A 12383-nucleotide genomic window follows, 5' to 3' on the forward strand; every position below is an offset into this window, starting at 1 on the left:
AAGCCCGGTCTCTGCAGCAGCAATAAATTTTTAGTGTGGGAGCGGGCTTGCTCGCGATGGCATCAACGCGGTCATTGCGACAGACCGCGTCGCCTGCATCGCGAGCAAGCCCGCTCCCACATCCCCTCATTAATGCGCCTCATCCCAGTTGTTGCCCACGCCTACTTCAACCACTAGCGGCACATCCAGCTTCGCCGCTTCGCTCATGTGTACCCGCACTTCATCACGCACCTGGTCCACCAGGTCTTCGCGTACCTCCAGCACCAATTCATCGTGTACTTGCAGGATGACACGGGCATCGAGGCCTGATGCGCTGAGCCAGTTATCCACAGCCACCATCGCTTTCTTGATGATATCGGCCGCCGTGCCCTGCATCGGGGCGTTGATCGCCGTGCGCTCTGCACCTTTACGCAGGGCCGGGTTTTTCGCGTTGATTTCCGGCAGGTACAAGCGACGACCGAAAATGGTCTCGACATAGCCTTGCTCGGCAGCCTGGGTGCGCGTGCGCTCCATGTAGTCCAGCACGCCCGGGTAACGTGCGAAATAACGGTCGATATAGGCCTGTGACTGCTTACGATCGACGCCAATCTGTTTGGCCAGGCCAAAGGCGCTCATGCCGTAGATCAGGCCGAAGTTGATGGCCTTGGCACTGCGCCGCTGGTCGGTAGTGACGTCCGCCAGCTCAACCCCGAAGACCTCGGCCGCTGTGGCGCTGTGCACGTCCAGGTTGTTGCGGAAGGCATGCAGCAAGCCTTCGTCCTTGGCCAGGTGGGCCATGATCCGCAGTTCGATTTGCGAGTAGTCGGCCGCCAGCAGTTTGTAGCCTTTTGGGGCTACGAATGCCTGACGAATCCGGCGACCTTCTGCAGTACGGATCGGAATGTTCTGCAAGTTCGGGTCACTGGAGGACAAACGCCCGGTAGCCGTCACCGCCTGGTGGTAGGACGTATGAATCCGCCCTGTACGAGGGTTGATCTGCTCCGGCAGGCGATCGGTATAAGTGCTCTTCAGCTTGCTCATCGAACGGTACTGCATCAGCACCTTGGGCAGCGGGAAGTCCTGCTCGGCCAGCTCCGCCAGCACGGCTTCGGCCGTCGAAGGCTGGCCCTTGGCCGTTTTGCTGATAATCGGCAAGCCGAGTTTTTCGTACAGGATCACGCCGAGTTGCTTGGGTGAGCTCAGGTTGAATTCTTCACCGGCAATGGCAAAAGCCTCACGCTCAAGCGCAACCAGCTTGTCACCCAGTTCAACACTCTGGATGCCCAGCAGGTTGGCATCCACCAGCGCGCCCTGGCGTTCAATGCGCGCCAATACAGGCACCAGCGGCATCTCGATGTCCGTCAGCACGCTGTTGAGGCTGGGGATGGCCGCCAGTTTTTCGTGCAGTACATGGTGCAGGCGCAAGGTCACATCGGCATCTTCGGCCGCATACGGCCCGGCCTGTTCCAGGGAAATCTGGTCAAAGGTCAGTTGCTTGACGCCCTTGCCAGCAATGTCCTGGAAGCTGGTGGTGGTGTGGCCCAGGTACTTGAGCGCCAGGCTGTCCATATCGTGGCGGCTGCCGGTGGAGTCGAGCACATAGGACTCCAGCATGGTGTCGTAGGCAACGCCCTGCACCATGATCCCGCACGCTTGATCACCACCGATGGCGCAGTTGGCCAGAATATTCATGTCGTACTTGGCGTGTTGTCCGACCTTGGCTTTGCTCGGGTCTTCCAGCAGCGGTTTGAGGGCACGCAAAACGGTGTCGCGGTCCAGTTGCTCCGGCACGCCCATATAGGAGTGGGTCAACGGGATGTAGGCCGCTTCGCCGGGTTTGACCGCGAACGACAAACCCACCAGTTGCGCTTGCTGCGCGTCCAGGCCGGTGGTTTCGGTGTCAAAGGCAATCAGCTTGGCGTCATTGAGCTTTTGCAGCCATACGTCAAACCGCGCCTGATCGAGGATGGTTTCGTATTGCTGCTCGGCCTCGGCAGGCGCCTCGGGGGCTTCGTGCACGATCACCTGGCCAGCACGCTTGGCCTCGCGCTCGACCTCGGCGATCCAGCTTTTGAACTCAAGCTCGGTGTACAGCTCGATCAGTTTTTCGCAGTCAGGCGCCTTGAGGTGCAAGTCTTCCAGGCCGATATCCAGCGGCACATCGATCTTGATCGTCGCCAATTGATAGGACAAAAACGCCATTTCCCGGTGTTCTTCGAGTTTGGCAGGCAAGTTTTTGGCACCGCGAATGGGCAGGGTCGGCACGATATCGAGCTTTTCGTAAAGATCGACCAAACCACCGCCTACGCCCACCAACAAGCCGGAGGCTGTCTTGGGGCCAATGCCCGGCACGCCTGGGATGTTGTCAGACGAATCGCCCATCAGCGCGAGGTAGTCGATGATCTGCTCGGGCGAAACGCCGAATTTCTCTTTGACGCCTTCGACGTCCATCACGCTGCCGGTCATGGTGTTGACCAGGGTGATATGGCCATCGACCAGTTGGGCCATGTCCTTGTCACCGGTGGAGATGACCACTGGTCGGTCTGCTGCCGCGCTGCTGCGGGCCAGCGTGCCAATCACATCGTCCGCCTCGACCCCTTCAACGCACAGCAAGGGGAAGCCCAGCGCGATCACGCTGGCGTGCAAGGGCTCGATTTGTGCGCGCATGTCATCGGGCATGCTCGGGCGATTGGCCTTGTACTCGGCGTACATGTCATCGCGAAATGTCCCGCCCTTGGCGTCGAAAACTACCGCGAACGGACTGTCCGGGTACTGCTTGCGCAGGCTTTTGAGCATGTTCAACACGCCCTTTACGGCGCCGGTCGGCAGCCCCTTGGACGTAGTCAGCGGCGGCAGCGCGTGAAAGGCGCGGTACAGATATGAAGAACCGTCCACCAGGACGAGGGGAGCTTGGCTCATGAGCAGGATCAACCTTTTCGGCGAGTCCGGCGCTAGAATGTCCGGACCAATGACGACAAAGGGACAAGGTTATCATGCGCACACTTAATCGCCTGTTGCTGACCGGTTTGTTTGCACTCACTCCGCTGGTAACCTTCGCAGCAGATGAAGCAGTCACCGCCGATCCAGATGTAACCATTCGCACGGAAGGCGATAAAACCATTCAGGAGTACCGTCAAAACGGTTTCCTGTACGCCATCAAGGTCACCCCAAAAGGGGGCAAACCGTACTTCCTGGTACGCGCTGATGGTACTGATGCCAATTACATCCGTTCCGACCAGCCGGATATGCTGATTCCTTCGTGGAAAATCTTCGAATGGAAGTAGCGTCTTAACTTTAATTGGCGCCGCCTGGGGCGGCGCCCGTACTGGCAATTTAAATCATGTCTGTATTCACCCCACTGACTCGCAGCGAGTTGGAAACCTTCCTTGCGCCTTATGAACTCGGGCGTTTGCTCGATTTCCAGGGGATTGCTGCGGGCAGCGAAAATACCAACTACTTCATCAGCCTGGAGCAGGGGGAGTTTGTCCTGACCCTGGTTGAACGCGGCCCGGTCAAGGAAATGCCGTTCTTTATCGAGCTGCTGGATGTGCTGCATGACGCCGATCTGCCGGTGCCTTTCGCCTTGCGCACTGTTGACGGCCAGGCCCTGCGCGAGCTCAAGGGCAAGCCGGCGCTGCTGCAGCCGCGCCTGGCGGGCAAGCATATTCGTGAAGCCAACGCCCAGCATTGCGCCCAGGTGGGTGACTTGCTCGGCCACTTGCACACCGCTACCCGCAACAAGGTGCTGGAGCGCAAGACCGACCGCGGCCTGGACTGGATGCTGACAGAAGGGCCAGCCCTGATGGCCGGTTTGTCGCCTGATTCGGCACAATTGCTGCAAAAGGCATTGCAGGAAATTACCGAGCGCAAGGCACAGATTCTGGCGTTGCCTCGGGCCAATCTGCACGGTGACCTGTTTCGCGATAACGCGATGTTCGAAGGCACTCATCTGACCGGGCTGATCGACTTTTACAACGCCTGCTCGGGCCCGATGCTGTACGACGTGGCCATTGCCCTGAATGACTGGTGTGCCGACGAAGACGGCCAGATCGACGCCAATCGCGCCCGTGCGCTGCTGGGCGCTTATGCTGCGCTGCGCCCGTTCACTGCGGCTGAAGCCGAGTTGTGGCCGACCATGCTGCGCATTGCCTGCGTGCGGTTCTGGCTGTCGCGCCTGATCGCAGCCCAGACCTTTGCCGGTCAGGACGTGCTGATTCACGATCCGGGCGAGTTCGAAAAGCGCCTGGCTTTGCGCCAGACGGTAACCGTACAGCTGCCGTTCGCGTTGTAACAAACGCTGAAATCAACGGTGGGAGCGGGCTTGCTCGCGATGGTAGCGACGCGGTGTATCTGAACAACCGCGTCGATCCAATCGCGAGCAAGCCCGCTCCCACAGAGGTTCTGGCATGCAGCACAGCGCAATACCAGCGGAGCTGGTTTACAAACTCTCCAGGCAACCCGCCAGGTCGTTGCCGAGTTTTTCCAGCAACTGCTCATACCCCTGTGCTGTCGCCGGGGTGTAGCCGCCCAGGGCATCCAGCTCTGCCAGCTTGACCGGCAACCCGGCGGTCAGGGTGTCCGCCAGACGCGGACGCAGCGGCGGGTCGCTGAATACACAGGTCTTGCCCACTTCCTGCAAACGCTTGCGCATGGCCGCTACATGCTGGGCGCCCGGCTGCACTTCCGAAGCCACACTGAAGGTCCCGGTGTGCTTGAGGCCGTAAGCACTTTCAAAATAGTCGTAGCCTTCGTGGAAGACGAAGAACGGCTTGTCGGCAATCCCGGCCATACGCTGCTTGAGGCGCGCATCCAGGGCATCGAGACGCTCATTGAAAGCCTTCAGGTTGCTCTGGTATTTGCCTGCGTTGGCAGGGTCTTTTTCGCTCAGGTCAGCGGCCATTTTTGCCGCAATCACCCGGGCATTGTCCGGGGCCAGCCACAAATGCGCATCCAGGGTGCCGGGGCGATGATCGTGGTCATGTTCGGCGGCATCTTCTTCGTGGGAATGGCTATCTTCGGCGAAATGACGCAGTTTCAAGCCCGGCAGGGTTTGTACCGTCACCGATGGCAGGGTCCGGCCCTTGATCACCCGTGGCAGAAACCCTTCCATGTCCGGGCCGATCCAGTACAACAGGTCCGCCGACTGCACACGCCGTACGTCGGATGGGCGCAGTGCATAGTTATGCGGCGAGGCATTGGGCGGCAAAAGCACCTCCGGATGCCCCACGCCGTCCTGCACGGCAGCAGCAATCAGCTGCAGGGGTTTGATGCTGGTCAGCACGTTGACCTCGGCCCGGGCCGGGTTGATCACAAGCAAACTGGCGCTTAGAGCAAGAAAAAGAGACAAAAAACGGGGCACGATGAGCACTCATGTGGGCTGAAACAGGTAACATAATAACGTCTCTCTCAATAATCGTCGCCGCCCATGCCTATTACACCGCTTGCCAGCCGTCCCCATGACCACTCTCATTGTGTCCACAGTGCGCTGACCGAGGCCGATACCCTGTGCGCACAAAAGGGCCTGCGCCTGACCGCATTGCGTCGTCGGGTGCTGGAGCTGGTGTGGCAGAGCCACAAGCCGCTGGGCGCCTACGACATTCTGGCGGTGCTGAGCGAGCAGGACGGCCGCCGCGCCGCGCCACCGACCGTTTATCGGGCACTGGACTTCCTGCTCGATAATGGCCTGGTGCATCGTATTTCGTCGCTCAATGCCTTTGTCGGCTGCAGCCACCCTGAACATCCGCACCAGGGCCAGTTCCTGATTTGCCGCAACTGTCATGCGGCCATCGAGCTTGAGCAAAAAGCTATCAGCGACGCGATTGTGCAGAGCGCCCGCGATGTCGGCTTTACTGTCGAAGGCCAGACCGTCGAAGTGGTCGGTTTGTGTTCGGGTTGCCGGGAGGCCTGATGAGCGCAGCATTGATTCGCCTGCAACACGTCACGGTGACGTATGACGGGCAAAACGTCCTCGACAATATTGAGCTGAGCGTTGAGCCGGGCCAGATCGTGACCCTGATCGGCCCCAATGGCGCCGGCAAGACCACGCTGGTCAAGGCCGTGCTCGGCCTGCTCAAGCCTACCCGTGGCAGTGTCTGGCGCAAGCCCAAGTTGCGGGTGGGCTATATGCCGCAAAAATTGCACGTCGACCCGACGCTGCCGTTGTCGGTGCTGCGTTTTTTGCGTCTGGTGCCCGGCGTGGACCGTGCCCAGGCCCTTGACGCACTCAAGGAGGTGGGCGCCGAAAAGGTCATCGACAGCCCGGTGCAAAGCGTGTCCGGCGGTGAGATGCAGCGGGTGCTGCTGGCCCGCGCACTGTTGCGCAAACCTGAATTGCTGGTGCTCGACGAGCCGGTACAGGGCGTGGACGTGGCCGGCCAGTCGGAGCTGTATGCCCTGATCACCCGTTTGCGCGACCGCCACGGCTGCGGCGTGCTGATGGTGTCCCACGACTTGCATCTGGTGATGAGCACCACCGACCAGGTGGTGTGCCTCAACCGCCACGTCTGCTGTTCCGGGCATCCTGAGCAGGTGAGCGGCGACCCGGCCTTTGTCGAGCTGTTTGGCAAAAACGCACAAAGCCTGGCGATTTATCACCACCATCACGACCATGCCCATGACTTGCATGGCGCGGTGGTCAGTGAAGACGCCCCGGCTGCACACACTCATGTACATGGAGAAGGCTGCAAGCATGGCTGATTTTCTGCTTTACGCCCTGCTGGCAGGTCTGGCTCTGGCAATCGTTGCAGGCCCTCTGGGGTCCTTTGTGGTGTGGCGTCGCATGGCCTACTTTGGCGACACCTTGTCGCACGCGGCTTTGCTGGGCGTAGCGATGGGCTTTTTACTGGATGTGAGCCCGACCATTGCCGTGACCGTGGGCTGCCTGTTGCTGGCCGTGTTGCTGGTTACGCTGCAGCAGCGTCAATCGCTGGCATCCGACACTTTGCTCGGAATTCTCGCCCCCAGCACCTTGTCCCTCGGGCTGGTCGTACTAAGCTTCATGCATGAAGTGCGGATCGACCTGATGGCGTATTTGTTTGGTGACCTGCTGGCCATCAGCCCAACCGACCTGATGTGGATCCTGGGCGGCAGTGCGGCGGTACTGGCCTTGCTGGTTGCCCTGTGGCGGCCATTGCTGGCGATTACTGTGCATGAAGAGCTGGCGATGGTTGAAGGCCTGCCCGTGGCGGCGTTACGCTTGGCCTTGATGCTGTTGATCGCGGTGGTGATTGCCGTGGCGATGAAAATCGTCGGCGTGCTGCTGATCACGTCCTTGCTGATCATTCCGGCGGCGGCGGCCCAGCGCCATGCCCGCTCTCCGGAGCAAATGGCGCTGGGCGCCAGCGCGCTGGGCATACTGGCCGTATGTGGTGGCCTGGCACTCTCATGGTTCAAGGACACGCCGGCAGGGCCGTCGATTGTGGTGTGTGCCGCTGCACTGTTTTTGCTGAGTTTTGTTCTGCCCCGTCGAGGGGTGTAGACTTGCTTGTTTTTTGCGCACTTAGAGAGCCGCAGGAATGAAGCTGTTCAACTCCCGTTACTTGCTCCTGGCCGCATTTTCCTTGCTGCTGGGCGCCTGCCAAAGCACGCCGTCGGCCGACACTACTGCCGCCGACGCTCGCGCTACGGCCATCGCACAGCTGGAGCAAAACCTGGCCAGCAGCGAACTCGCGACCGCTGAAGACCAACTGAGCGCCTTGCAGGCTCAAACCCCGGATGATCCGCAATTGGTGCAGTACCAGCGCCAACTGGCCGAGGCCTACCTGCAACGCAGCCAGATCGTTCTGCAAAAGGGTGATGTCAATGCTGCAGCCACTGCCCTGAGCCGTGCCCGCGCGCTGATGCCCAAGGCGCCTGCGCTGACCGGTGGCGTCAACAGCGCCATCACCCAGGCCCGCAAGGCCGAGCTGGACAAGGCCGAAGCCGCGCTCAAGGCTGCTGAAGCCCGGCCGCCTGCCAAGGTGATCGACCCGGCGGCCGAAAGCACCACCGTTGCACTGAACATCAACGATATTGCCAAACTTCGCCATCAACTGGATTTGATCGCTCAAGATATCGTTAATTACCAGTGTGCTGTCAGCCTGCAGGTTCCGCGTACCGCGGACTACCCCTGGCTGGCCACACTGATCAGCAAGCGGGTCAAAAAGCTCGATCCCGGGTTTGACCTCAAGCTGGAGCGTCAGATCATTCGCCATGTGCCTGCACAAATGGTGCTGATCCCTGCCAAGGCGGAGTAAATCGCCCGGGCATAAAAAAACCCGTAGTAGCCACCGGCTGCTACGGGTTTTTTATTGAAGACTAGGCCGGTATTGCCTTGGCCCTGGCCTCACGCGCCCATACACGATGTTGCCCGATTGCCGCAAAGAAGCCCTTCAGGTCCTTGGCTTCCTTGATCACCAGCAGCCCTTCATCCGCCTGCAAATGCAGCACGTCCAGCAGCTGTCCGGCTTCGCCGTGCAAGGCGATGGCCTTGAGGTGCTTGTAGGCTTCCAGCAGGTAGTGCAAAGCCACGCCGTCGCCGCTCAAGGCCTTGATCGACGCTGCGCCGCCCGGCACATACACCGCGTCGAACGCCACTGAGGGCAAGCCTTCCATCGACGCATCCACCGCGAGCAAATTGCCTTCAGCTGTCTTGACCGGTGCCGAGGTCGGCCCCAGTAATTTGCCGTGGGCACCCTCGGCGGCCAGCGCCTGTTTCAGGGCATCGATCGCTTTGCCATCCACCCCGTTGGCGGCCAGAATCGCGACCTTGCGGGTTTTGATATTGCCCGGCAACAGATTGGCCTGACTCAAGGCCGGGGACTTGGCGATACCGGTCTTGCGCTCGGCCACTGTGCCGGCCTTGGGCGCAGGCAACCCCAGGTTCTGCGCTACGCGCCCGGCCAGGCCCAAATCGATATTGGCCAGGATTTCGTCCACTTGGCGCGCCCGGATATGCTCGCGCTCCACCTTGCCCAGCTCGAAACTGTAGGCGGCGATGATGTGCTCTTGCTCGTGTTTGCTCATGCTGTTGAAAAACAGCCGCGCCTGGGAGAAATGATCGCTGAACGACTCGCTGCGCTGACGGATTTTGTTGGCATCGATACGCTCCGGGTAGCTCTCGAAACCGCCGTCCCTGGCGGCGGGTGGCGTTTCTTTTGGCCAGCCCCCGTCAATGGAGTTGGGTTCGTAAGCCGCACGGCCCTTGTGGATCGTGCTGCGGTGCTGGGCATCGCGCTGGTTGTTGTGGAACGGCGCGACCGGACGGTTGATCGGGATTTCATGAAAGTTCGGCCCGCCAAGACGGCTGATCTGCGTGTCCGTGTAGGAAAACAGGCGCCCTTGCAGCAACGGATCGTTGGAAAAATCGATCCCCGGCACGATATGCCCCGGGCAGAACGCAACCTGCTCGGTTTCTGCGAAGAAATTGTCCGGGTTGCGGTTGAGCACCATTTTGCCCAAGGGTGTGATGGGTATCAGTTCTTCGGGAATCAGCTTGGTGGGGTCAAGAATGTCAAAATCGAACTTGTGTTCGTCTTCCTCCGGGATGATCTGCACCCCGAATTCCCACTCCGGGTAATCGCCCGTTTCGATGGCGTCCCACAGATCACGGCGATGGAAGTCAGTGTCTTTGCCTGCGAGCTTTTGCGCTTCGTCCCACACCAACGAGCAAGTACCTGCGCTCGGCCGCCAGTGGAACTTGACGAAGTTCGCCTGGCCTTCAGCGTTGATAAAGCGAAAGGTATGCACGCCGAAGCCTTGCATGCTTCTCAGGCTTTTCGGAATGGCCCGGTCGGACATGGCCCAAATAACCATGTGAGCAGATTCCGGCACTAGTGAGACAAAGTCCCAGAAGGTGTCATGAGCCGAGCCCCCGGTAGGGATTTCATTGTGCGGCTCAGGTTTTACGGCATGAACAAAGTCAGGAAACTTGACCGCGTCTTGTATGAAAAAGACCGGCATATTGTTGCCTACCAGATCGAAGTTGCCTTCGTCGGTGAAAAACTTGACCGCAAAACCGCGAACGTCACGCACCGTATCCCCGGAGCCCCTCGGGCCTTGCACGGTGGAGAAACGCACAAACACCGGGGTTTGCTTGCCCGGATCCTGCAGAAAGCCCGCCTTGGTCAGGGCGCTGTGGGACTTGTACGCCTGAAAATAGCCATGCGCCCCGGTGCCTCGCGCGTGCACGATGCGCTCGGGAATCCGCTCGTGGTCAAAATGCGTGATTTTCTCGCGCATGATGAAGTCTTCGAGCAACGACGGACCGCGGGAGCCGGCCTTGAGGGTGTTTTGATTATCAGCAATCTTCACCCCCTGGTTGGTTCTTAATGCCTGGTCCGTGGCGTCATCGCGAAAGGTTTCAAGGCTTTGCAATTTGACGTTGGTGTTGCCACGATCCAAGGTGTCGGTGCCGGCCATCTGGCTCTTGTTGGAAGACGGTTTTTTGCTGCTCATCAGACTAAACTCCTTGTTTGCGAAGCCCTGTGCATTAGGCCCTGTCGACAAATACCGCCGAGGCGGATGCGAGTTGCCTAAGTACTGACGCCTGGCCTCTACCGTCGTTCCTTTTTTCTGACCTTTAGTCGTCTTATTGCCAAATCAAAGGTTTGCGCGCAAATAAATGCTAAGTGCATCTATACGGACAGGCTAAAATGCGCGCCCGGCTTACCGCTGTACTTCTATTTACGCGCCCACAAGGTTCGCTACGTGATTGAGTTTCATAATGTTCATAAAACTTACCGGGTTGCCGGTAAGGACATTCCCGCGCTGCACTCCACCAGTTTGCGTGTTGAGAGCGGCCAGGTGTTCGGCCTGATTGGTCACTCCGGTGCGGGTAAAAGTACATTGCTGCGCCTGATCAACCGCCTCGAAACCCCGAGCGGCGGCAAGATCATCGTCGATAACGAAGACGTGACCGCAATGGACGCCAACGGCCTGCGCCGTTTCCGTCAACAGGTCGGCATGATTTTCCAGCACTTCAACCTGCTGGCCTCCAAGACCGTGGCCGATAACGTCGCGATGCCTCTGACACTGGCAGGTGAATTGTCCCGCAGTGCCATTGATAAGCGCGTTGCTGAGTTGCTCGAGCGCGTGGGCCTGTCAGATCACGCCAAAAAGTACCCGGCGCAACTGTCGGGCGGCCAGAAACAGCGCGTGGGCATTGCCCGCGCCCTGGCCACCAAGCCAAAAGTGCTGCTGTGCGATGAAGCCACCAGCGCCCTCGACCCGCAAACCACGGCCTCGGTGCTGCAACTGCTGGCCGAGATCAACCGCGAGCTGAAGCTGACCATCGTGCTGATCACCCACGAGATGGATGTGATCCGTCGTGTGTGTGACGAAGTGGCCGTGATGGACGCAGGTGTGATCGTCGAGCAAGGCCCGGTAGCCGATGTGTTCCTGCACCCCAAGCACCCGACCACCAAGCGTTTTGTGCAGGAAGACGAGCAGATTGACGAGAGCGAGCAGCGCGACGATTTCGCTCATGTGCCTGGCCGCATCGTGCGCCTGACCTTCCAGGGTGAAGCTACCTACGCACCGTTGCTGGGTACCATTGCTCGCGAAACGGGTGTGGACTACAGCATCCTGGCCGGTCGCATCGACCGCATCAAAGACACCCCTTATGGGCAACTGACCCTCGCCATCACCGGTGGCGATATGGAAGCGGCGTTTGCCAGCTTCGTTGCCGCTGACGTTCATATGGAGGTGCTGCGCTAATGGAAACCCTATTGAGCTTCTTCTCCAATATCGACTGGTACGAAATCTGGCTGGCCACCGGCGACACGATGGTCATGCTCGGCGGTTCGCTGCTGTTCACCGTATTGCTCGGCCTGCCGCTGGGCATCCTGCTGTTCCTGTGCAGCCCGCGCCAGCTGCTGGAACAGAAAACCCTGTATGCCGCGCTATCCTTTATCGTGAACATCCTGCGTTCACTGCCGTTCATCATCCTGCTGGTGGTGATGATCCCGTTGACCGTCGTGATCACCGGCACATCCCTGGGTGTGGCCGGGGCGATTCCACCGCTGGTAGTGGGCGCCACGCCATTCTTTGCGCGCCTGATAGAGACGGCCTTTCGTGAAGTCGATCGCGGCATTATCGAAGCCACGCAGGCCATGGGCGCCACGACACGTCAGATCATTACTAATGCGTTGCTGCCTGAAGCACGCCCCGGCATCTTTGCCGCGATTACGGTGACAGCCATTACGCTGGTGGGCTACACCGCGATGGCAGGTGTTGTCGGTGCCGGCGGCCTGGGCGACCTGGCTATCCGCTTCGGCTACCAGCGTTTTCAACCTGACGTGATGATCGTCACAGTGGTGCTGTTGCTGATTCTGGTGCAAATTCTGCAGACCGTTGGCGACAGGCTGGTGGTGCACTTTTCGCGCAAGTAAACGCAAGCCGATTCTATAAACGTAACCGCCAGCTCC

11 protein-coding genes are annotated in these 12383 nt (G+C 59.6%); 8 read left to right on the forward strand and 3 right to left on the reverse strand.

What is annotated here, in order from left to right; all coding sequences use genetic code 11:
- Nucleotides 1-129: 129 nt before the first annotated feature.
- Entirely contained in the window at nt 130-2898 is a 2769-nt protein-coding gene (polA, locus tag AB3G35_RS03520) for a DNA polymerase I (protein WP_369782309.1), read from the reverse strand.
- 74 nt (nt 2899-2972) lie between these two features.
- Here polA and AB3G35_RS03525 point away from each other — a divergent pair, with 74 nt between their 5' ends.
- Entirely contained in the window at nt 2973-3263 is a 291-nt protein-coding gene (locus tag AB3G35_RS03525; protein WP_016782750.1) for a DUF2782 domain-containing protein, read from the forward strand.
- Between the two features lie 56 nt (nt 3264-3319).
- Nucleotides 3320-4270 carry a homoserine kinase gene (locus tag AB3G35_RS03530; protein WP_369782310.1) on the forward strand — a complete coding sequence of 317 codons (951 nt, stop codon included), beginning with the start codon at nt 3320-3322 and terminating at the stop codon, nt 4268-4270.
- Nucleotides 4271-4417: 147 nt separating this feature from the next.
- Here the strand turns inward: AB3G35_RS03530 and AB3G35_RS03535 are convergent, their stop codons facing one another.
- Nucleotides 4418-5347 carry a zinc ABC transporter substrate-binding protein gene (locus AB3G35_RS03535; protein WP_369782311.1) on the reverse strand — a complete coding sequence of 310 codons (930 nt, stop codon included), beginning with the start codon at nt 5345-5347 and terminating at the stop codon, nt 4418-4420.
- 57 nt (nt 5348-5404) lie between these two features.
- Here AB3G35_RS03535 and AB3G35_RS03540 point away from each other — a divergent pair, with 57 nt between their 5' ends.
- Genes AB3G35_RS03540 through AB3G35_RS03555 form a run of 4 tightly spaced genes read left to right on the forward strand, consistent with a single transcriptional unit; the run spans nt 5405 to nt 8213 of the window.
- Nucleotides 5405-5887, forward strand: coding sequence for a Fur family transcriptional regulator (locus tag AB3G35_RS03540; RefSeq protein WP_016782747.1), 483 nt, complete (start codon nt 5405-5407; stop codon nt 5885-5887).
- On the forward strand, nt 5887-6675 hold the full coding sequence (znuC, locus tag AB3G35_RS03545; RefSeq protein ID WP_016782746.1) for a zinc ABC transporter ATP-binding protein ZnuC: 789 nt from the start codon (nt 5887-5889) through the stop codon (nt 6673-6675). The genes AB3G35_RS03540 and znuC overlap by 1 nt, the downstream gene beginning before the upstream one ends.
- Nucleotides 6668-7456 carry a zinc ABC transporter permease subunit ZnuB gene (gene znuB, locus AB3G35_RS03550; RefSeq protein WP_016782745.1) on the forward strand — a complete coding sequence of 263 codons (789 nt, stop codon included), beginning with the start codon at nt 6668-6670 and terminating at the stop codon, nt 7454-7456. The genes znuC and znuB overlap by 8 nt, the downstream gene beginning before the upstream one ends.
- Nucleotides 7457-7493: 37 nt before the next feature.
- Complete coding sequence (locus AB3G35_RS03555; protein ID WP_016782744.1) at nt 7494-8213, forward strand: PA5502 family lipoprotein; 720 nt, start codon at nt 7494-7496, stop codon at nt 8211-8213.
- Nucleotides 8214-8274: 61 nt separating this feature from the next.
- Here AB3G35_RS03555 and katE read toward each other — a convergent pair whose 3' ends face one another.
- Nucleotides 8275-10464, reverse strand: coding sequence for a catalase HPII (gene katE, locus AB3G35_RS03560; RefSeq protein ID WP_369782312.1), 2190 nt, complete (start codon nt 10462-10464; stop codon nt 8275-8277).
- A 201-nt stretch (nt 10465-10665) separates the two neighbouring features.
- Here katE and AB3G35_RS03565 point away from each other — a divergent pair, with 201 nt between their 5' ends.
- Nucleotides 10666-11673, forward strand: coding sequence for a methionine ABC transporter ATP-binding protein (locus AB3G35_RS03565; protein WP_016782742.1), 1008 nt, complete (start codon nt 10666-10668; stop codon nt 11671-11673).
- On the forward strand, nt 11673-12347 hold the full coding sequence (locus tag AB3G35_RS03570; RefSeq protein WP_016782741.1) for a methionine ABC transporter permease: 675 nt from the start codon (nt 11673-11675) through the stop codon (nt 12345-12347). The genes AB3G35_RS03565 and AB3G35_RS03570 overlap by 1 nt, the downstream gene beginning before the upstream one ends.
- Nucleotides 12348-12383 lie beyond the last annotated feature (36 nt).

This window comes from Pseudomonas sp. WC2401 (genome assembly GCF_041200115.1).
Taxonomy (GTDB): domain Bacteria; phylum Pseudomonadota; class Gammaproteobacteria; order Pseudomonadales; family Pseudomonadaceae; genus Aquipseudomonas; species Aquipseudomonas fragi.

What these genes read in the sequence shown, in the direction of transcription:
- polA (WP_369782309.1), bottom strand. Translation starts at nt 2,898, where the DNA reads ATGAGCCAAGCTCCCCTCGTCCTGGTGGACGGTTCTTCATATCTGTAC.
- AB3G35_RS03525 (WP_016782750.1), top strand. Translation starts at nt 2,973, where the DNA reads ATGCGCACACTTAATCGCCTGTTGCTGACCGGTTTGTTTGCACTCACT.
- AB3G35_RS03530 (WP_369782310.1), top strand. Translation starts at nt 3,320, where the DNA reads ATGTCTGTATTCACCCCACTGACTCGCAGCGAGTTGGAAACCTTCCTT.
- AB3G35_RS03540 (WP_016782747.1), top strand. Translation starts at nt 5,405, where the DNA reads ATGCCTATTACACCGCTTGCCAGCCGTCCCCATGACCACTCTCATTGT.
- znuC (WP_016782746.1), top strand. Translation starts at nt 5,887, where the DNA reads ATGAGCGCAGCATTGATTCGCCTGCAACACGTCACGGTGACGTATGAC.
- znuB (WP_016782745.1), top strand. Translation starts at nt 6,668, where the DNA reads ATGGCTGATTTTCTGCTTTACGCCCTGCTGGCAGGTCTGGCTCTGGCA.
- AB3G35_RS03555 (WP_016782744.1), top strand. Translation starts at nt 7,494, where the DNA reads ATGAAGCTGTTCAACTCCCGTTACTTGCTCCTGGCCGCATTTTCCTTG.
- AB3G35_RS03570 (WP_016782741.1), top strand. Translation starts at nt 11,673, where the DNA reads ATGGAAACCCTATTGAGCTTCTTCTCCAATATCGACTGGTACGAAATC.